19 protein-coding genes are annotated in these 19,298 nt (G+C 48.1%); 7 read left to right on the top strand and 12 right to left on the bottom strand.

From position 1 onward, the window contains the following. Positions 1-301: 301 nt before the first annotated feature. The 4 genes from T3H97_RS06100 to T3H97_RS06085 are packed head-to-tail and all read left to right on the top strand — an operon-like array spanning position 302 to position 3,638. The gene (locus T3H97_RS06100; RefSeq protein WP_328801987.1) at positions 302-1,486 is read left to right on the top strand and encodes an acetyl-CoA C-acetyltransferase; all 1,185 of its coding nucleotides are present in this window, start codon (positions 302-304) and stop codon (positions 1,484-1,486) included. A gap of 55 nt (positions 1,487-1,541) precedes the next feature. After that, entirely contained in the window at positions 1,542-2,282 is a 741-nt protein-coding gene (locus tag T3H97_RS06095; protein ID WP_061829615.1) for an acetoacetate decarboxylase, read from the top strand. 38 nt (positions 2,283-2,320) lie between these two features. Then, positions 2,321-2,989 (top strand): CoA transferase subunit A, encoded by a 669-nt coding sequence (locus T3H97_RS06090; protein ID WP_013309201.1) that lies wholly within the window; start codon positions 2,321-2,323, stop codon positions 2,987-2,989. Next, positions 2,982-3,638 (top strand): 3-oxoacid CoA-transferase subunit B, encoded by a 657-nt coding sequence (locus tag T3H97_RS06085; RefSeq protein ID WP_103048894.1) that lies wholly within the window; start codon positions 2,982-2,984, stop codon positions 3,636-3,638. The genes T3H97_RS06090 and T3H97_RS06085 overlap by 8 nt, the downstream gene beginning before the upstream one ends. A gap of 242 nt (positions 3,639-3,880) precedes the next feature. Here T3H97_RS06085 and T3H97_RS06080 read toward each other — a convergent pair whose 3' ends face one another. Together T3H97_RS06080 and T3H97_RS06075 are read right to left on the bottom strand one after the other, a co-directional pair. Beyond that, a complete protein-coding gene (locus tag T3H97_RS06080; RefSeq protein WP_103048895.1) occupies positions 3,881-4,060 on the bottom strand; it encodes an H-type small acid-soluble spore protein in 180 nt (59 codons plus the stop codon). A 60-nt stretch (positions 4,061-4,120) separates the two neighbouring features. Continuing rightward, complete coding sequence (locus T3H97_RS06075) at positions 4,121-4,360, bottom strand: hypothetical protein (protein WP_134902134.1); 240 nt, start codon at positions 4,358-4,360, stop codon at positions 4,121-4,123. A gap of 211 nt (positions 4,361-4,571) precedes the next feature. On the opposite strand from T3H97_RS06075, the gene ku reads away from it, so the two are divergent. Further along, entirely contained in the window at positions 4,572-5,486 is a 915-nt protein-coding gene (gene ku, locus T3H97_RS06070) for a non-homologous end joining protein Ku (protein WP_328801986.1), read from the top strand. Between the two features lie 22 nt (positions 5,487-5,508). On the opposite strand, the gene T3H97_RS06065 is transcribed toward ku, so the two are convergent. The 8 genes from T3H97_RS06065 to T3H97_RS06030 form a co-directional block, all read right to left on the bottom strand. Continuing rightward, positions 5,509-7,320 (bottom strand): ABC transporter ATP-binding protein, encoded by a 1,812-nt coding sequence (locus T3H97_RS06065; protein ID WP_328801985.1) that lies wholly within the window; start codon positions 7,318-7,320, stop codon positions 5,509-5,511. A 142-nt stretch (positions 7,321-7,462) separates the two neighbouring features. Beyond that, on the bottom strand, positions 7,463-8,956 hold the full coding sequence (locus T3H97_RS06060) for a nucleotidyltransferase domain-containing protein (RefSeq protein ID WP_328801984.1): 1,494 nt from the start codon (positions 8,954-8,956) through the stop codon (positions 7,463-7,465). A 28-nt stretch (positions 8,957-8,984) separates the two neighbouring features. After that, positions 8,985-9,470, bottom strand: a complete 486-nt coding sequence (locus T3H97_RS06055) for a lasso peptide biosynthesis B2 protein (protein WP_328801983.1) — start codon at positions 9,468-9,470, stop codon at positions 8,985-8,987. Between the two features lies 1 nt (position 9,471). Continuing rightward, positions 9,472-9,774, bottom strand: coding sequence for a lasso peptide biosynthesis PqqD family chaperone (locus T3H97_RS06050; protein ID WP_134902127.1), 303 nt, complete (start codon positions 9,772-9,774; stop codon positions 9,472-9,474). Further along, positions 9,761-10,771, bottom strand: coding sequence for a serine kinase (locus T3H97_RS06045; protein WP_328801982.1), 1,011 nt, complete (start codon positions 10,769-10,771; stop codon positions 9,761-9,763). Before T3H97_RS06045 ends, T3H97_RS06050 begins: the two co-directional genes overlap by 14 nt. Before the next feature lie 191 nt (positions 10,772-10,962). Next, positions 10,963-11,091 carry a paeninodin family lasso peptide gene (locus T3H97_RS06040; RefSeq protein WP_134902123.1) on the bottom strand — a complete coding sequence of 43 codons (129 nt, stop codon included), beginning with the start codon at positions 11,089-11,091 and terminating at the stop codon, positions 10,963-10,965. A 53-nt stretch (positions 11,092-11,144) separates the two neighbouring features. After that, complete coding sequence (locus T3H97_RS06035; RefSeq protein WP_328801981.1) at positions 11,145-13,070, bottom strand: asparagine synthase-related protein; 1,926 nt, start codon at positions 13,068-13,070, stop codon at positions 11,145-11,147. Beyond that, entirely contained in the window at positions 13,067-14,335 is a 1,269-nt protein-coding gene (locus T3H97_RS06030) for a sulfotransferase family protein (protein WP_328801980.1), read from the bottom strand. The genes T3H97_RS06035 and T3H97_RS06030 overlap by 4 nt, the downstream gene beginning before the upstream one ends. Positions 14,336-14,548: 213 nt before the next feature. Here T3H97_RS06030 and ligD point away from each other — a divergent pair, with 213 nt between their 5' ends. Continuing rightward, positions 14,549-15,451 carry a non-homologous end-joining DNA ligase gene (ligD, locus tag T3H97_RS06025; RefSeq protein ID WP_328801979.1) on the top strand — a complete coding sequence of 301 codons (903 nt, stop codon included), beginning with the start codon at positions 14,549-14,551 and terminating at the stop codon, positions 15,449-15,451. A gap of 69 nt (positions 15,452-15,520) precedes the next feature. On the opposite strand, the gene T3H97_RS06020 is transcribed toward ligD, so the two are convergent. Then, positions 15,521-16,465: a YitT family protein gene (locus tag T3H97_RS06020; protein WP_250243674.1), complete on the bottom strand. Its 945-nt coding sequence runs from the start codon at positions 16,463-16,465 to the stop codon at positions 15,521-15,523. Positions 16,466-16,659: 194 nt separating this feature from the next. Beyond that, positions 16,660-18,090: a cardiolipin synthase gene (gene cls / locus T3H97_RS06015; RefSeq protein ID WP_274484400.1), complete on the bottom strand. Its 1,431-nt coding sequence runs from the start codon at positions 18,088-18,090 to the stop codon at positions 16,660-16,662. A 146-nt stretch (positions 18,091-18,236) separates the two neighbouring features. Here cls and T3H97_RS06010 point away from each other — a divergent pair, with 146 nt between their 5' ends. Beyond that, positions 18,237-19,268 (top strand): M23 family metallopeptidase, encoded by a 1,032-nt coding sequence (locus T3H97_RS06010; protein WP_328801978.1) that lies wholly within the window; start codon positions 18,237-18,239, stop codon positions 19,266-19,268. The last annotated feature ends 30 nt before the right edge of the window (positions 19,269-19,298 follow it).

Raw genomic sequence — 19,298 nt, 5'->3', positions numbered from 1 at the left:
ACGTTAGAATGACCTAATTTTTGTGGAGTATATGGCCCTATAAACATCTGTACATAGAAATGTGTAAATATTTGGACATTGAGCAAAATCTGCATTAGAACTATGATAAAAATGGTTTTAATTTCCAATGAGAGAAGGCGATCGAACCGTCACACTCACTGTCTTAGGCACCATGATATGCCCGCATGTAAATGTATCTTGCAGTCGCTGCGTCTCGTAGGTTAAGAGCGGAAATTACCAATTGAAGTGCAATCATGGATGTATTGTGTCTTGAACACAGCGAAAGGAATGTGAGTTTTTAATGAAAAAAGTAGCTTTAGTAAGCCCGTTGAGAACAGCGGTCGGCTCTTTTAACAAAACCCTTGCGCCTCTAAGCGCTTCCGAACTGGGAGCAACTGTGATGACAGCATGCCTTCAGCAAAGTAAATTAGAGCCTTCTTTGATTGATCAGATTTATTTGGGAAATGTTCTTCAGGCGGGCAATGGACAAAATCCTGCCAGACAGGCGGCATTAAAAGCCGGTATCCCTATTGATGTACCCGAAACAACGATAAACACGGTTTGCGGTTCAGGACTTCATGCCGTTGCTTTAGCTTACAATTCAATATTGGCTGAACAAGGCAACATCGTCTTGGCCGGAGGCATGGAGAGCATGTCGAATGCCCCTTACCTGCTAAGGAATGCAAGAAACGGCTACAAACTTGGCAACGGTGAGTTGGTAGACTCCCTAGTGGCCGACGGCCTTACGTGCCCGATCAACCATTACCATATGGGAATTACCGCAGAAAATGTTGCCGAGAAATATGAAATTTCAAGACTTGAACAGGACGAATTTGCCTATCAAAGCCAGCTAAAAGCCGTAGAAGCAAAAAACAAAAAGCTTTTTGAAGAGCAAATTGTTCCGGTCATGATCAAAACCAAAAAAGAAACTATTTCTTTCACAGAGGACGAACACATAAGAGGAAATACAACGCAAGAAAAACTTTCTCAATTAAAACCTGCGTTTAAGGAGAACGGGACGGTTACCGCCGGAAATGCTTCAGGAATCAATGATGGCGCGGCCGCCGTGCTTGTAGTGTCGGAAGACAAATGCAAGGAACATGTATTAAAGCCATTGGCATATATCAAAGGTTATTCACTTGTAGGCGTTGACCCTGCATATATGGGAATGGGGCCAGTGAAAGCCATTTCGACACTTCTTAAGCAGCAAGGTATATCCATCGATGCCATTGATCTTTTTGAAATTAATGAAGCGTTTGCCTCACAAGCATTAGCGGTAGTGAAAGAGCTAGGGGTCAGTCCGGAGAAGGTGAATGTCAATGGCGGCGCAATCGCGATCGGGCATCCTGTCGGTGCCAGCGGTGCTAGGATATTGACTACGTTGGTTCACGAAATGGTGCGAAGATCTTCACGCTACGGCATCGCCTCGTTATGCATCGGAACAGGAATGGGAATAGCGATGCTGGTTGAAAATGCGCTCATTTAAAGTGCGTGTTCAGGATGAATTTTAGAACTATCTCTTAAAAGGAAGGGAGATCGCTATGAATCAAAAAGATGTACTTTCACTCCAATCTATGCCTGCGGCTAGCGGCAGCTACGGGCGCCCACCATACCGCTTCATCAACCGGGAATTTTTTATCATTACCTATGAGACCGATCCCGCTGCGATTAGACAGGCGGTCCCAGAACCTCTTGAGCCGGATGGAAGCAATACGGTCTCCTATGAATGGATCAAGATGCCCGATTCTTCCGGTTTAGGATGCTATGAGGAAAGTGGCATTGTCATTCCGTGTACTTTTCATGGAGAACCCTGCAATTTTGTTGCCCAAATGTATTTGGATAACGCGCCTGCTATTCTGGGGGGACGTGAAGTCTGGGGATTTCCGAAAAAATGGGCAAAGCCTCGCCTGAGTGTGGAGGAAACGGAGACACTAACGGGTACATTGCATTATAATCACGTCCTGGTGGCCACGGGAACTATGCCTTTCAAATATAACATTCTTGATGAAAAAGAAACGGCTAAAGCCATCGCAAAAACACAAGTTAATTTGAAATTAATTCCTGATGTTGACGGTACCCCCAAAATCGCTCAGTTAGTAGCGTATAATCTCGAGAACATTACTGTAAAAGGCGCCTGGTCAGGGCCTGCCAGGTTAAGCCTGATCCCCCATGTCAACGCTCCTGTGGCAGATTTGCCGGTTAAAGCTTATATTGGCGGAAAACATTTTATTGCTGATTTAACGCTCCCATATGGAAGAGTACTCTACGATTATCTCCAATAAAGTTTGCCTTCCTAAAATATATATAAGGAGAAGGAACCATGAATAACAAAGTAATCTCCGCTGAAGAAGCAGTTAAGAAGGTCAAAAACGGAAACACGGTGATGGTCGGAGGTTTTCTGCAAGGAGGCTTTCCGGAGGAGCTGGTGCGTGCGCTTGTCGACACAAATTCCGCCGACAATCTTACGATTATTTCCAATGATACAGGCACACCGGAATTATCTATCTATAGACTTGTTAAAAGCGGCAGAGTAAAGCGAATTTTTGCATCCTATATCGGCTCCAATCCGGAAACGGGAAGACTCCTGATGACGAAAGAAGCGGAGGTTCAACTCTTCCCGCAAGGCACGCTTGCTGAAAAAATACGTGCAGGAGGAGCCGGGCTGGGCGGTATTTTAACTCCTGTAGGTGTAGGCACCATTGTAGAGGAAGGAAAACAGAAAATCAAAATTGATGAAAAGGAATACTTGCTCGAACTGCCGCTCAAAGCCGATGTGGCATTAATTAGAGCCCATAAGGCTGATGAAGCGGGGAACCTTGTCATCAACGGCTCATCACGCAACTTCAATATGGTTATGGCTACCGCAGCCGAATATGTAGTTGCTCAGATAGACGAATACGTAAAGACGGGAGATATTGACCCCAATCATATCAACGTTCCCGGAATATTTGTTGATGCGATTGTAAAGGTAGGTGGAGACCATGAATAACAGAGAATTAATTATTCGAAGAATAGCCCAAGAATTCAAGGATGGCGAAGTGGTCAACCTTGGTATTGGATTGCCTACCATGGCGGTGGACTACATCCCTGATAACGTTAATATTATGCTGCAGGCGGAGAACGGAATTGTCGGCGTTGGCCCCAAAGCTGCTCCGGGAAAAGAAAGACTCGATTGTATAGATTCAGGCGGAAACTACGTTACTACCGTGAAAGGAGCCTGCTTTCTTGACAGTTCGCTTTCATTTTCCATCATCCGCGGAGGGCATGTGGACATCACCGTTCTGGGTGCTCTGGAGGTCGATGAGAATGGCAACCTTGCAAACTGGATGATCCCAGGGAAAAAGGTGCCAGGCATGGGAGGAGCCATGGATTTGGTTGTCGGAGCCAAGAGAGTGATTGTAGCCATGGAACATGTGAACAAAAGTGGAGCGCCCAAAATACTGAAGCAATGCAAATTGCCCCTGACCGCTGTAAATGTTGTAAAGACCATCGTAACTGATAAGGCTGTCATTGATGTTATACCGGGTAAAGGGCTGATGCTAAAGGAAATTGCTCCGGGGTTGTCGGTGGAAGACGTTCAAATGGCCACAGAGGCTGAGCTGATAGTTTCACCACATTTGAAGACCATTGCAGTGTAAAGGTCATAGAAAGAAACCCGTTGCACCTTCAAATTAACTTGTCTGGCGTTTAGCATGCCCCCTGGACTGCATTTATTATTACAAATAAGGTTCGCTAATTGCTCATTGAGCAATTGCGAGCCTTTTAGGATTGGAGCGGGACCATTCAAGCAGCATTCTACGATGAAAGCCTATAGCTGTCCAAGATCTTTCTAAAGCTATACCCCATACTATGGAAAAAAATCTGTTTTGGTGCCCCTCTTCTATTGTTCTTCCAGACGATCCACACGGACGGTTTGGGTATTGGTGGGTCTGCTGCCCACCTGTACAGTGGCCATACCGTTCGCTTCGTCTACATGCTCAATCCAGATCGGTTTTCCATCCATTTGTACGGCAATGGTATCGGGCGAATCGTAAATCGCTTTTGCTCGTTCCACGTTCATGCTATTCTTCCCTTCCTGATTGTTTTTGTGTTTGTGTATTCATTTAGAAATATAGGTGACCTAGTCCTCATCTATAATCCGTTCAACGTCTAATGAAGGGATACTATGAGAAGGCGAAGTTGAAACTACAGCCTCCAAATCCACATGAGCCACAGCTATGGGAAAAGGCGGTTGGATTCCATGGGAAAGGGCAAACTCTGGCGGCAATGCATCCTGTTCGCCTGCGGCGGGTCCCCGAAAGGCGACATGGTTTTGACCCACACGATGCCTGATTTGCCGAGGATAGGATTTTCCGGACATAAATTGTGTACCTCCTTTTGAATCGGATATGCCTTACTATGCACCAAAATTGCTGTAACCATGCGCAAACAGAAGTAATTCGCAGCCTTCATTTGCACCTCATACAATCACTTGTACGAAGCATACTAAGTGAAAAATCATATGCTCATATCCCGGGGTGACCGGAATCGAAGGATGCAAAATGCGGTTTTAAGAAAAGGGGGACTGGCGTATGCATACGGTCTGGAAAGGCGCGATCAGCTTCGGGCTGGTTCATGTGCCCGTTAAAATGTTTTCAGCTACGGAGGATAAGGACATTTCCATGCGTTATATTCACAAGGAGTGTGGAAGCCCACTTAGCTATGTACGAAAGTGTCCCGTTTGTGACAAGGAGGTCGAATGGGAGGAAATTGGAAAAGGCTACGAATATGAAAAAGGAAAATTTGTCATGTTCGACAAGGAGGAACTGGAGCAAGTTAGCGGACAAGCGGATAAAAATATTGTCATTTTGGATTTTGTGGATTTGCAGGAAATTGATCCGATTTACTTTCAGAAAACGTATTATTTGTCCCCAGATCAAGCTGGATCTAATGCCTATAAGCTACTCATGAATGCGATGAAGGACACCGGGAAAATCGGGATTGCCCAAATCTCCATCCGCTCTAAAAGCAGCCTGGCGGCTATTCGGGTGTTGGATGAATGTTTGGCCGTTGAGACGATGTTTTACCCCGATGAAATTCGCCCCATTGCTCAAGTTCCTAACTTACCGGGGCAGGAGGAGGTTAAAGAGAAGGAGCTGACCATGGCAAAAATGCTGATCGAGCAGCTATCTACACCTTTTGATGCGGCAAAGTATACGGATCAGTACCGCGAGCGTCTGCTGTATCTCATTCAACATAAAGTGGCTGGTGAAGAGGTGCGAATCGCCCCAACACAGCCTCAGACCAATGTAGTAGATTTAATGGCCGCCCTTCAGGCCAGCATCGAGGCAGTGCAACCTGTCGTTACCGATCCCGGCCCTGCTGCGAAAAAACGCCCTGCGCGTAAACCAGCAGCCCCAACAGCACAGCAGGCTGTTGCAGGCGAGAACATCTCTCCGACTCCAGTCAAAAAGAAAAGAAGCACTACCAAACGTAAAGAAACTTAAGCTGAGTTACAGAAAAGTCTGGCTAAGGGGTGGCGGTGAGACTGCTTTGATACGATAGTAGCTGACTGAACGCCCCCCGCTCCTCTTGTTCCAGTTGGTGGTAGTTCCCCTGCTGTATGACCTCGCCTTGATCCAGTACAACAATTTGATCCGCATGTCTGATGGTTGACAGGCGGTGAGCGATGACGATCAACGTCATTTGACCTTTCATCCGTTCCAGTGCTGCCTGAATTGCGGCTTCATGCTCACCATCCAGCGCACTTGTCGCTTCATCTAGTATAAGTACCGGAGGATGATGCAAGACAGCCCGTGCTAATACTAGCCGTTGACGTTCTCCTCCAGACAGACGAATCCCGCGATCTCCAATGACCGTGTCCAGCCCTTCGGGCAGTCTGGATACAAAGCTGTCTGCGGCTGCAAAATGTAACGCCTGCCATAGCTGCTGCTCACTAGCATCCTTATCTGCCAGCATCAAATTTTCGCGGACAGTCGCGTGAAATAAAAATGGGTCTTGTGACACGTAGCCAAACGACTGCCGCCACTGGGGCAACAATTCGTCGTCCAGAACAAGCCCGTCTATTGTGATCTGCCCCCCAGTTGGACGTAAAAAACCCATCAGGACATCGACCATTGTACTTTTACCTGATCCCGATTTCCCTACAATGGCTGTCATTCCCCGGGCGGGTATGAACAAATTGATATGACGAAGCGCAGGCTCCGCTGCACCATCGTAGCAATAATCCAGATGGCTGCATTCAATCCCATGACGAAGGGACAGGGGTTGCCGTACAGCTGCAGACGATAGATTGAATACCGATGGATCGGAGAAAGCTTCGCACTCCTGCTGCACCTTGGTGACACTTTCAAAAGCGGAGATCATAGACATGATATATTCCAGACTCGCTTGAATAAGAGCAAATCGGGGCCATAAGCGGGAAAATATAAGAATCAGCACAATCAGTTTTTCAGGTGTAACATGCAGCCACTGCAGCGATATAAATATGACACAAGCGACAAAAACAGCTGCCGCTGTACGATGAAAAAACTGTGTGGTCGCATTTTGCCGGACAAATTGGGTCGTATTATCCTCCATGCGTTGCGTCAGGGAGCGAAACCAATGGATATTCGCCGCTTCCAGCAGATTGCTTTTAATATCTTTCATGCCGTTCATGTGATCCGTAATTCCAGCAAAATAAACCTGCGACAGCTCAGTCGTACGATCACCTAATTGTTTGGCATTTCGAATGGAGCGGCGGAACACCACAAACAGCCCCAATCCACTCAGAAATACCAGTCCGGTTAAAGAGGGGGATAACCAAAAAGCCAGCGCAATCTGGATCAGCGTAAACATGACGGCTGTAGTCAGTTGAAGAAGCAAATTCGTTCCCTGACTGACACGCGCCAGCTCGGTCGTCATCACATGGCTAAAATCAGATTTACGCTGACGCAAATAAAAAGCCCACTGCGCCTTCATAAAGGAAGTGTACACGTCTATTCGCAGAGAACGCATAAAACGCTGCTGAATCCGCGAATTCAGGATGGATTGGTAACGCTGAAGCCAAGCCTGCCCTGTAAGCAGCACTACAAAAACCATCAATATCCCCGGTAACAGCCAGCTTTTAGGAATGAACGGCAAAAAATGATCCAATCCATCAGACAGAAATGGCATCCCTGAATGACCGACAAATACGCCGATGGCCGCCAGCATAGGAACAAGCATATAAATGCCAAAACCCTCCAGCAGGCTGACAATGATCATACATCCAATATTGAGAAATAACGCACCGCCGTTCACGCTATACAGCTTTGTCATATATAATCGCAGGTGAACCATAATGCACACTCCTTATCCAGTATTTTGCAAAATTCGATTTCAGTCGCTCCAAAGTGCAATATATAGACGAACTAGACCATTTCGATCTATATATTGTTCATTGAAAGTCGCTTATTGGATTTTTGCAAAATCCTCTATCGAGTCAGTGCTTTGAAAATCGCCGCTTCAGCCAAAGAAATGGACGTAAAGGGATATACAAAAAATGCAGCTGGCGAGGCAGTGGAAAAACGGTCGAATCCCCCGTAGAAGGAAACAAACGGCTGATGAGGTACCATAGTCTGTGTCTTGGCTCTTTTAAGGAAAGCAAGTAAGTGCGGCTGACCGGCTGATGGGCAGCCCTGTTTTGGGTCATGACTTGGCTGGAGGCGACAGCTGGAGTAATGGGGGCACAACTGGTAGCGGTGCTCATCGGGCTATAGTCGTCGTTACTGGCATCTTCCGTGATGCTAGCAACGCCACGGATGGCAAGCATGCCAGCTTTGCTTGTGGCACCGCCTACTGAAGCAACGCCGCCCCAAGGGGCGGCCTCCCCTTGGTCCGCCAAAGCTCTGCTGTGCAGCAGCTCTGATGGAGCAATCCTACCTGTACCCGACCCGTGGGCAATCGGGTACGGTGCGGGAACGCTGGCCTGCATGAAGGCCAGCGCGCTCAGCGCGAGCCTGTGCGCCTGCCGGGTAGCCGATACCGGACGCATCGGCTCCGGTATCGGCGTACCCAATAGCGCAGCGGCGAGTGCCCAAGCCTGCCCGCCAGCAGGCAGGCCCCCGTAGCGGCGCATCATTGGCAGTAGCGCCTCCCAATCGACAGCACATACCGCAAGCCTGTCGATGTCAACCAGCCAGCGCAGCCTGAACCATCCGTGACGCGCACCATGCGCACTCAAGTACAGAAATTGATGCTCGCTGCCAAGCGTATACATACAGGACGTCATCGCAGTCCTGTTGTCGGCAGGTGCCAACGGTGCCATCCGACTGGCTCCTGTAGCTTTACCCGTTTGCCGACAGCTCCACAGCTCGTCAAATGAGGGTTCCCCACCCCCATCCGGGTGAAGACGCCAATGCAACTCCATCTCTATCCGTTTTTGCGGATGTAGGTAGGATGCATGATGGTCCTTCCATTTCCAACTGCCAAGGACACGCACTTCTCCGCTCTTGGACGCATATCCGGCTTCCTTCATCCAATGCTCAGCCTCATCCATATCGTCAGGGGCAATGAGTAAATCGATGTCTTTGGAGGTACGCAGAGAAACATCCCCGTACAATTGCTGCGCCAGAGCAGGACCCTTCAGCATAAGCACACGAATTCCATGAGCTATGAGCAGCCTGGTCAGACGCCCGGCTTCTGCTTGAAGATGGAGCATGCGAAGCGTGTTTCGATGATATTGCGCCTGAAGGTTTCGCAACAATTCTGTGGGAATGCACGGATGATTCAATGTTTTCAGTTGGAGATACACCGTAGGTACCACTCGATGGTGCTCGGTCAGACGTAAAAAGCGGACCCAATCCATCTCACGCAGCTGGGTAGCAGCAGTCTTATCCTGCCAATGAGAAACGTCTTTCCCCAATAGAGAGAGTAACAACGTTAATTCCTGATCCTCATTCCAATTCGCAAGTTCCAAAACAGACTTGGTGGGCATTCATTCTTCTCCTTCTTGTCTCATCGCATTAAAGCAAAGAACTACCTTTATTTTCTATGTTTGTATTTGTATCCGTCACAGCACGTCTCCCGAATATTCCCACCACCGTAAATGCTTCCATCTCCCGTTTCCCCGTAACATAAATCGGTCCGCTACGTACCCATGCATGTGCGGCCAAGCGTCCCGCGGCATTTTTGGCTGTGCCCAAATACAGCGTGCAGTCCAGTTTTCTGCGCCCCAGCAACGTCATCGCCGCAGCGGCTTGTACAAGACAACTACTGCGCCAAGGAGTATAACGGCTTGCCAGCTCCACAGCGTGCGAAATCTGCTGAATGGACTTCTCCTGCCTGACATCACACTGCCATGGAGTTTCTTCCATACATATGCCCCAAACCCTTGAGTAATCCCCAAAAGAACGACGCTGGCGCAGCCTCGCCCATCCCAGCTCCAGCCAGGCTTCCGGCAACAATCTCCTGACCTCTGGAGACAGCAGAAGAAGCCGTTGTATCCGCATATTATACCGACTCCCGTAGAAGCTTTAACAATCCTTCCCGCTCCAACTCAGCCACAAAGGTATGTACCTGCTGTCTGCACTGTTCCTCGTCCACCTCATATTCGTTCGTCAGGACAGTTACGATATCGCCAATTGAAGGACCAGATTCTGCCAGTTCCCAGATTCGTCCTCCTGTGAAGCCTAAGTTGTAATATTTACCAGTGTTAATACTCATCATCACTTTTTCCCCGTCCATATCACTGACGTAGACCTCTTCACCGTATATGACGCGATAATGGTCTTTAGCTGGATTAGTGGCTGCCATAACTCTTTTCCTCCTTACGAATTAGTTCAAGTACCCGTTGTACAACCTCGGACGCAGTAAAGATGGAACTATCCCTCAGCAGCCGCCAGCCCTCTACTTTACGAGCCATCCTAGCCGCTGTATCAAACGACCATTCACTCAAACCCATTCGCGGAATAATCACCCTACGATATGTATGTTGTAGTAATGTATGCAAGCACTCCAGAACGTTCAAGGGCTGTTCCGTTACTGCCACTAGCTCCCCTTCGCGCATCAACGCACGGATTGGAGAATCTGCCACAAGCTCGAATACGCCCCCTAAGGGCAGCGGATCGTTAAAAAATTCATCTACGGCGGGTACGGCATATTTATTTAGCTCACCTGCAAGCATACGCAGATCTGTGTATTGTAGCATTACAGAATTGCGTGCATGCTTGTTCTCCCGTAAAGCCTCCAGTTGGAGCAAGCTATCTAGCCCCAGCTTTTGCTGCGGATAAGCCGGATACACGATGGCTGAGGAAGCCGTAGCTTTTACAGCAATCACGTCATCACTAACCATCTGATAACCTGCCTGTCTAAAAGCAGCAGCCAGTGTCGATTTCCCCGTACCCGATTCCCCCACAAATGCGTAGGCCCTCCCCCCGATGACGACCGCACTTCCGTGAATAGGTAATATTCGTCTTTGCATCAGCAGAACACCCATGCATGTACCCAGCACAAATAGCCGTACGGTGTCAGGATCGGCCCCGGGGAATATGCTTACCTCGATTTCCTTGCCTTCCCTGACGGCATAAATGGCCGTGCCTGGTATTTGGAACATAAATCGTTCATCCAGCATCACAAAATTGGCCTGTTCCAGCTGACCACTCCATGCAGTCAAATCAGCCTGTCGAATGACTACATCCTCTACTGCTTCCAGTGCTGCCAGGAGCAGCTCAGGCAGATTCAGTTCACTGGCAATCCTGAGTCCAAAGGCTGTATATTTCGTCCAACTGACATTTGCACTCCTGTCATGCACGGTAGGACTCACTCCTCTGTCCTTAAAAATCCCGTCTTTATTTCTTGGGCAAAAGCTCTAACCCGAAAGAAATAAAGACGGCTCTGTATTGGATACGAGTCCAATGGATTATGCTATTTTCGTTCATTCAATCGTTATCGGCCGAGCTGTCTGGCTTCCAGTCCAACATCGGCTGCATGTATAACCATCTATTAGCTTGGATTATAAATATCGGCATCGTGGTCGGACACCCAATCAATCTGTCTCCAGCCTTTCCCCGCCATGGTCTGACTAATATCCAGCACCTCTATCGTCGGTTCCTGCCATTCTTTTTTACTCATTTCATCACCTCCCCTCTCACGAATGACGAACTGTCCGCCCAGATCAATCTGAATCAGTTCAATCCACAGAGAAAACGGTACACGATCAGGCTATGCATGAGTAGTCGTATATTTGGATCAGACGCCTGTTCAGGGCGGGGGTGGCAAAGTTTCGTCATAGACATCTTTATTAACTCAATATTGAGATATTCAGCCGCTCGTGAATCATGACACATCAGTTGAAGCTCCCCCATAAACGTATCCCAGCAAGGAAGCATACGATGTAGCCAATCTGCAGGCTGCACGCCGCGTACCCGCTGGTTCAACCGAACATCATCAGGTAGATGATCACGCATGGCTTTACGAATGAGGGCACGGTCCCGACCGTTTTGCACATACTGCTCAAAAGGCACCGATAAGCAAAAACGAATTACCCGGCTGTCCCCGGTCGGATCACGTTCCCATAGGCCATAACGTAGTGAAAGTTTGGTCGCGACCACACCATTTTTGTTGGCAATCGCCAAATTTGAGAACTTCTCTTTTCTCGTCTGATCGGCATTTTTAATCCAACCTGTTCCGCTCAATACAGGAATATCTTCTACATGCATCCGTTTGGCAAACTCCGGGTGAATCAGTGAAGGAACGGGACTTCGATTGCTACGCCGCAACCATGAATGAGATTCAAGTGAAGTCGCTTTTTTCAACATTACAGGGAGTAGATGTGACATGCGCCTGCCCGTAAGCTTGCTGTACCGCCACAATCCCTGAAAGGATTGCAACCAGTGCAAACGACGAAACTGCCGGGCATAATAGTCTAGTGCAGGGCCCCACGATACGGTAAAGTTGCCTCGTGCCCCAGTCAACAGTACACCGACATTGTGCTCCTGTGCTTTTTCGTAAAAACCTCTGATCCAGAAGGAGTTTTCAAAATATTTGTAGGGTGCTTCCATGAGTTCCAGCCAAATATCAATTTCTGAAAACGGACTTTTCCCCTCAAAATCCATATAATTTTCGTGAATGTTGCCCACATAGCGAGCCGTAGACTGAATATAGCTTCGTTCGTTCGCCAGCAATGTAGGCGGTGTCCAGTCTGTAAAATCTTGAACAGGCACATAGCTGTAGGCATGCAGCGGCTTTTGTTGCAAGTGCAGCGATGGCGCGGCAAAGCTGGCAACCGCTCCAGAATCCAGCCCCCCGCTTAAGGCAGCCCCTACAGCGCGATGCGTCCGTAGTCGGGCAGTGACCGCCTGTGTGAACACCTCACGGAAAGCTTCTATGTACTCGCCCCCTGTTTTGAGCCGCAGTGGCTCTACCTCATCCAGACATGCATATTTATGAAGGGTTCGCTTTCCCTCCTCCATAGTGAACCAATGTGCAGGAGGAAGCTGGTTGATATACTTGTATGCGGTCGTTCCGATATCGACGGATTCCTGCATGGCGCGGATGGACAAAAATTCGGCCAGCCATGGCTCATGCAGTTCTTTTCGCAGAGAGGACAGAGCCAAAAGCGGAGCGACTACCGTGCTAAACGCGAATCCTCGGTCATGCTGGTAGATGTACAACGTACGATTGCCTGTCATATCTCGAGCACCATATAATCGATGTTCCTTGGCATCCCAAATAACAAAGGCAAAATCACCTATCAGATAACGGGCTGCATCCACTCCCCATTTGTCATATACCAGCAAAATCAGCTCGCTGTCCGTGATATCTTGTCGCCGTTCCTGCTCAACTCCCAGCCGTTCAAACAGTTCGGAACGATTGTCAATAATTGCATCCGCTGTGATTGCCAAATCTCTTAGCTCATCATGAAAGGGAAGACGCTCATGAACAGATTCCGGGGTCACATGCTGGGCATGACAACCCAAAAAAATAGAGCCTTCACACCAAGCGCATACGCGGTCAGCGGGATATTTTCGCAGGGCTTGCATCATTTTCCCGCCTTCTTCGGTGCATACGGACTCATGCCCAAAGCTATAGATTCCGGCAATCGCACTCACGTTCTTCCCCCTTTTTCTTTTGCTATACTTGATAACACTACAGACGCCAAGCGCCCGAGCTTACGGGCAAAGAGGTTGCGATATCGGAGACCTTGATTTGGGTGTTGATAGCTTTGGAGCTGAGCGATAAGACGGTTCCGCTCCTCATAGCTATGTGCCAACCTGTTTTCCAGTGATTGAATCCGCCGATCGTTCACGATCTGGTCCACCTGCATCCTTGCCGGATCTTGAGGTGCAGCATGACGTGTTGCATTTATCACGAGTTCTCTGTTATCTGCATCCTGTTCTTCCAGCATCCGATAAGCTGCCTTCCATTCAAAGCCGCTTTGCTGGAGGAATTGTTGTGTACGTCGACTCACCAACTCTATATCCGGCTCATCTTCAAAGCGGACTCCAGTCATCTGTTCAGCCTGCTCCAGCGCTTCCGGGTAACCAAGCTGCTTAAACATGCGGGACCCAATGCTTCTGCAATACAGCTCAATTTCCGTTTTACTCAACAAGTGTTGCCAGCTATGTACCGAATCTTGATGCGCCTGCCCATGCTCTCCTACGAAGGGATCACCCGCTCCCATACTATAAAAAAGACTGGATTTGGGCGTATCCGCAAAGTCCCCATACTTTTCCATCCCCAGCTCATACTTGATTCCCAGAAAACTGCACAGCTTCTCGATCTCCATCGTTGGATTGGATACGAGTTGTTCATACCTAAGCGGGTATGCAAGTGGATGAGGTGTAGCAAAATAATGAGCATAACGGAACAAACCAACCGTAATATCCGTCATTTTCATATTAAAATGTGGACTCCCTAGTTCCTCCAGCAGTTGAAAACGTCCATTTCGTAGCTGATTAACCTTTTTGAATGAGGCTACAATGGCCAAAGGATTCCGGATAAGCCACAGCCTGCGGGAAGCAGGGAATAAACGGTCTATAAATTCCAAAACCGTATAGTAACGCGGGGATTTGTCGATAAGCATATCTGCTGTTGTTCCTTGAAGCAGACCATTATATATTTCAAGTGCATACGAACGGGAGGCCTGCTCCAATACGTCGGAGGGGACCATACCTTTAAAAAATTGCCGAAGTATCCCTGTTCCTCCATATGGCCGTGCATGTGACTGAGGAAGATCATATAAACTGAGCAGAAACCACATTTCCTGTGTGGCAAACAGGCGGGAATGGTTTTGCAAAATGGCGGTAAGCAGCGAGCTTCCACTCCGAGGGACACTTAACAGGAATACCAGCCCTCCGCCTTGCTTTTCAATCAAGCAAACTCCTCCTCTACCTCTGCTCAAGACACTTTAATAGATACATACCGTATTTTTATTATAAATTTATGATACATAGTGTATCTTGTCAATCCCTTTGATGGATAAATTCAGCACTTCACGTTCATGTTAAACCATATGTAGATCTATAAGCTCAACAATCAGCCTGTAATTAAAGATTTTGCTGCATATTAGCCAAAGGAGGATAGCACTATGGGACAAGCTGTTAAAGGTACAATTACCATTGAAGGTCAGGAAATTCCTATCACAAACCCAGATAAACCGCTGTGGCCTGAAGCAGGCGTGACTAAAGCGCTATATCTTCGCAAGCTCGCGGTATTGGCTCCCTTCCTGCTCAAATATTGCCATCATCGTCTGCTGACCGTCATCCGCTGGCCACATGGGATTCATGGTGATTTTTTTTATCAAAAAAATGCCCCACGTCCTCGGCCGGACTATATTGAAACCACTCTGCATGATGGTATTGAATATATCGTGCTCGGAAAATTGCCACAACTCCTCTGGCTTGGTAATCAAGCTGCGTTGGAATTCCACCCCTCTCTGCATGAAGCGGGAAGCAAGCTGCCCTGTGAATGGATGATTGACCTTGATCCATCCAGAGAGGTGGAGCCACGTATTATGGAGGCAGCCTCTATTGTCGGTGAAGTACTGGCTTCACTTGGTTTGGATTCCGTACCCAAAACATCCGGGGCCACAGGTGTACAAATTATCGTTCCAATCCGTACAGGCATAACCTTCGACGAACTTCGCAGCATCGGGCTATTAGTTGGACAGTTTGTGACAGAAAAATACCCGCATCTGTTCACACTCGAACGGTTAAAGAAGGATCGTGGAACAGCCATCTATTTTGATTATTTGCAGCATTATCAGGGGAAAACCCTGGCCGCTCCTTATACCCCGCGGGCACGCCCCGGCGCTACGGTCTCCACTCCGCTAACCTGGGAAGAGGTACGGCAAGATGTATCACCACTTGACTACCATTTGCTGAATATTGAGGAACGACTAAACCAGGTAGGCGACTTGATCGACAAGGTTCCTCCCCAGCCCGTAGAGGATGTCCTCAAGCATATGCGCACCAAGACACATCCATCCTGACCACTGCTTTGTAGAACAAAAAAGGGGACGAACCCCGCAGCCATTAGGCTGAGAAATTGTCCCCTTGCGCTAGTGTATTCCTTTTTTCTTAAAACGTCCGCCCTTCACATCGTGAATGTTACCGATCGCGATGAAGGCGTGCGGGTCCCAATCTTCAACGATGCTCTTCAGCTTCGCTTCCTCCAGACGGGTAATGACGACGAAAATCACTTTCTTGCTTTCGCCCGTAAAGCCGCCTTCACCTTCCAGATAAGTGACGCCCCGTCCAAGACGGTCCGTCAGTGCATCCCCGATATCACGGTATTTGTCACTAATAATCCAGACTGATTTGGACTGATCCAGACCCTCAATCGTAATATCAATCATTTTCATCGCAATATAATAAGCAATCATGGAATACAGGGCATTTGGCCAACCGAACACAAAACCTGCACTTCCCAGAATGAAGATATTAACGAACAGTACGATCTCACCGACCGAAAAAGGAGTTTTTTCACTGACGAGAATAGCTACGATCTCTGTTCCATCCAGCGAGCCGCCAGACCGAATCACAAGACCTACCCCAACGCCGAGAATGACGCCCCCAAAGATAGCGCCGAGCAGCGGTTCGCCAGGAGTCAATGCACTTACATTGTGAAGTAATGCGGTTCCGATGGACATAACGACGATGCCGAATAATGTGGATAAAGCGAAGGTTTTACCGATTTGTTTGTAGCCGATAAGTAAAAATGGAAGGTTCAACAGGGTCAGGAAAATGCCGAGCGGATAACCAGTAATCTTGGAGGCCATAATGGAAATACCTGTGACGCCTCCGTCGATAACGCCATTAGGAACCAGGAATATTTCCAGGCCCACTGCCATGAGCGCCGCTCCAAAAATAATCATGGCGGCACGCTGGAATAGGCGTTTTGCTTTATTTTTAGGATTAGCTGGTATTTTGCTGATCTTGGTCAACTCTCCGGTCACATCTGTGATCTCAGACAGATTTTGGACTTCCTTGCTCACTACACTCATATATAAATCCCCCCGTTACAGTATGGTATATTGGACCGAAAAAGGGGCTGCGATCCGCAGTCCCCTCTCCTTTACGGCTCTTAATTATATGAATAGTATACCATAAAACTGTGATTTTGCGCAAAAAAGTTAGCAAAGAGCACATAAATCACAATAAAGCGGGATTATATCGATAAAAACGTCGAAAATCGCCTTTAAAGGAGTGGAGAGAGCATGCGAGTTAGAATTTCAGCTGTTTTCTGAGATCGAGGCCGTCTGCGGAACACGTTCAAATCTATGCGTGAAGAGTTGGAAATGTCCTCTACAAAATCTGCCGAAAGCCGTTCCAGCGCTGAATTGGCAAAAACTACAGCGGTCAACTCAAAATTATAGAAAAAGCTGCGCATGTCCATATTGGCGGTCCCGACCGAGCCGAGTAAATCATCAACAATCACCACTTTGGCGTGAATAAATCCTTTTCGATATTGGTAGAACTCCACCCCTGTCTCCAACAGTTCTTGCACATAGGATAAAGACGCCAGATGAACCAGCTTCGAATCAGATTGGTAGGGAATAATAATTTTCACATCTACGCCACTGACTGCTGCCAGCTTGAGCGCCTCATAAATCCCCGGATCGGGAATAAAATACGGCGTCGTAATCCAAATCCGCTTTTTGGCAACCGTGAGCGCACCAAAACACATTTCCTGAATCGTATCCCATACCTGGTCGGGACCGCTGCTCAAAATCTGTACTTCCTCATCCCCGGTGCAGGTATGTGGAGGAAATAAGTTCACATCCATCAATCTCTCCCCTGAGGCCAGCTTCCAGTCGCTAAGAAATGCATTTTGCAGAAAATAGACGCTATCTCCTTCAATCTGCAAATGCGTATCCCTCCAAAATCCCACTTTGGGGTATTTTCCGAGATAATCGTCGCCTACATTAATCCCTCCTACAAATCCAATCATGCCGTCCACCACCACGATTTTCCTGTGATTGCGATAGTTAATCCGGCGGTCCAGCGTGGCGAAAAACGGAGGTAGAAAATAATGGAATTCCACTCCCGCCTCACTACAGGTCCGAATAAAGGAATAAGGCAAATTGTAGCTTCCTACACCGTCCACAATGAATCGTACCTTTACTCCCTCACGTGCCTTGCGGATCATGACCTCTTGAAACTTTCTTCCGATTTCGTCGGACCGAAATATGTAAAACTCCACATGGATATGATGTTGTGCATGTTCCATCGCTGTCAGCATAGCCTCGAAGGTTTCCTCACCATTTGTCAACACACGTGTGCGATTACATCCAGTCAACGGGTTTTCCGACATACGAATTAACTGGTTAAACAGACGCTCCTGATGCTTGAAATGAGGATTATGCATTTGCTCCACATGTTCAATCACTTTGGATTGCGCCCACAGACGCTCGCGAAATTCACGAAACAGCTGCGATCCCCCTTTTCGAACCATTTTGCGCTTCTGATAATCCTGTGCAACAAAGTAGTACACGACAAAGCCAATGAGCGGGAAGCAAAACAAAATAAAGAGCCAGGCTACCGCTTTGGACGGCTTGCGAAATTCAAAGAGCAGGATCGTCCCGGTCTGAAAAATAAAAACAATTAAAACCAACAGCAACCACAGCATGTCTAAGCCTCCTTATATATCTCAGGATTTTGCAAAATCCTCATCTACGTTTTATACTAAGCTCCAATTTTTTTGACATGTTTGCCTCTTAAGCTGAATAGATAGTAACCAAGCACTATAGGAGCGATGTCCGGAAAGGAGCGATTATGAAAAAAGGAAGCCTAAATCGCCGGATGACCCTGCTTGTTATTCGGGATGCACAGCAACCGCCCAAGCAGCTACAATGCTCTACAGCCGCTGTCATTCTCGTCCCGACTCTTGTGATCGCGTCTATCTCTACACTCGTGATCGGGCTGCAAATCCGTTCTTCCCATATTATCTCCCAAATGGAAACGAATCTTGCTGTCCAGAGTTTGCAGATGGAGGTCACGGTAGCGGACAAGGATGCAGCCATTGGGCGACTACGGCAGGAAGTCATGGAGCTGACGAATCAAGCCACCAATATTCGTGAACGCCTTCAGCGCGTAACAGAGCTGGAACAACAAATGCAGCAATTCATTCGTAAACACGGAAACTCATCTGCCACAAGTAACCATAAACAGACCATGACGCCGCTCTCCTGGGATGCTTCCGGCCATATCGGGGGCGAACTGATCGCAGTGCATGAAAATACTGCCCTCCTAACCCGCCAGGCAATAGATGATTTTCAGGAGATCGAATCTCTGTTGGACACGGTGGAACGTACGGTTCCCCGCTCTATTCAGCAAGCAAATGCCGTACAGCAGAACCTAGAGCGCAAACAAGCCGCACAGCTACTCCAGACCCGTAGGATGGCTCTTGCCGAACAAGGGAATCCCTCCGTTTGGCCTGTAGGTTCACGGCGAATGACCTCCAGTTTCGGCTATCGCAGCGACCCTTTTACGGGTAGATCTGCCTTTCATTCAGGCGTGGACATTGCCGGACAAACCGGTGATCCTGTCTATGCAGCAGGAGCAGGCACCGTCTTGGAGGCTGCTTCTAGCGGAGCCCGCGGCAAGTGCATCATCATCCAGCATCCTGACGGACTCCAGAGCTGGTATATGCACCTAAGCGGCATGCAGGTGGCTCCGGGAGATCGTGTCCACAAAGGACAGACCATCGGTCTGTTAGGAAGTACCGGGAGAAGCACAGGACCTCATCTTCATTTTCAGATCGTCAAGCATAACCAACCTGTCGATCCATTACTGTATGTACAATGAGGACTTTTCAAAATCCTTACAATAAAAGAT

This window comes from Paenibacillus sp. LX16 (genome assembly GCF_036252815.1).
Lineage (GTDB): Bacteria > Bacillota > Bacilli > Paenibacillales > Paenibacillaceae > Paenibacillus > Paenibacillus polymyxa_B.
Note: the sequence above shows the minus strand (reverse complement) of the source record. Positions and strands in the feature narration are given on the sequence as shown.

Excerpts from the sequence above, each read along its gene's own strand:
- T3H97_RS06100 (WP_328801987.1), top strand. The coding sequence starts at position 302 with ATGAAAAAAGTAGCTTTAGTAAGCCCGTTGAGAACAGCGGTCGGCTCT.
- T3H97_RS06095 (WP_061829615.1), top strand. The coding sequence starts at position 1,542 with ATGAATCAAAAAGATGTACTTTCACTCCAATCTATGCCTGCGGCTAGC.
- T3H97_RS06090 (WP_013309201.1), top strand. The coding sequence starts at position 2,321 with ATGAATAACAAAGTAATCTCCGCTGAAGAAGCAGTTAAGAAGGTCAAA.
- T3H97_RS06085 (WP_103048894.1), top strand. The coding sequence starts at position 2,982 with ATGAATAACAGAGAATTAATTATTCGAAGAATAGCCCAAGAATTCAAG.
- T3H97_RS06080 (WP_103048895.1), bottom strand. The coding sequence starts at position 4,060 with ATGAACGTGGAACGAGCAAAAGCGATTTACGATTCGCCCGATACCATT.
- T3H97_RS06075 (WP_134902134.1), bottom strand. The coding sequence starts at position 4,360 with ATGTCCGGAAAATCCTATCCTCGGCAAATCAGGCATCGTGTGGGTCAA.
- ku (WP_328801986.1), top strand. The coding sequence starts at position 4,572 with ATGCATACGGTCTGGAAAGGCGCGATCAGCTTCGGGCTGGTTCATGTG.
- T3H97_RS06065 (WP_328801985.1), bottom strand. The coding sequence starts at position 7,320 with ATGGTTCACCTGCGATTATATATGACAAAGCTGTATAGCGTGAACGGC.
- T3H97_RS06060 (WP_328801984.1), bottom strand. The coding sequence starts at position 8,956 with ATGCCCACCAAGTCTGTTTTGGAACTTGCGAATTGGAATGAGGATCAG.
- T3H97_RS06055 (WP_328801983.1), bottom strand. The coding sequence starts at position 9,470 with ATGCGGATACAACGGCTTCTTCTGCTGTCTCCAGAGGTCAGGAGATTG.
- T3H97_RS06050 (WP_134902127.1), bottom strand. The coding sequence starts at position 9,774 with ATGGCAGCCACTAATCCAGCTAAAGACCATTATCGCGTCATATACGGT.
- T3H97_RS06040 (WP_134902123.1), bottom strand. The coding sequence starts at position 11,091 with ATGAGTAAAAAAGAATGGCAGGAACCGACGATAGAGGTGCTGGATATT.
- ligD (WP_328801979.1), top strand. The coding sequence starts at position 14,549 with ATGGGACAAGCTGTTAAAGGTACAATTACCATTGAAGGTCAGGAAATT.
- T3H97_RS06020 (WP_250243674.1), bottom strand. The coding sequence starts at position 16,465 with ATGAGTGTAGTGAGCAAGGAAGTCCAAAATCTGTCTGAGATCACAGAT.
- cls (WP_274484400.1), bottom strand. The coding sequence starts at position 18,090 with ATGCTGTGGTTGCTGTTGGTTTTAATTGTTTTTATTTTTCAGACCGGG.
- T3H97_RS06010 (WP_328801978.1), top strand. The coding sequence starts at position 18,237 with ATGAAAAAAGGAAGCCTAAATCGCCGGATGACCCTGCTTGTTATTCGG.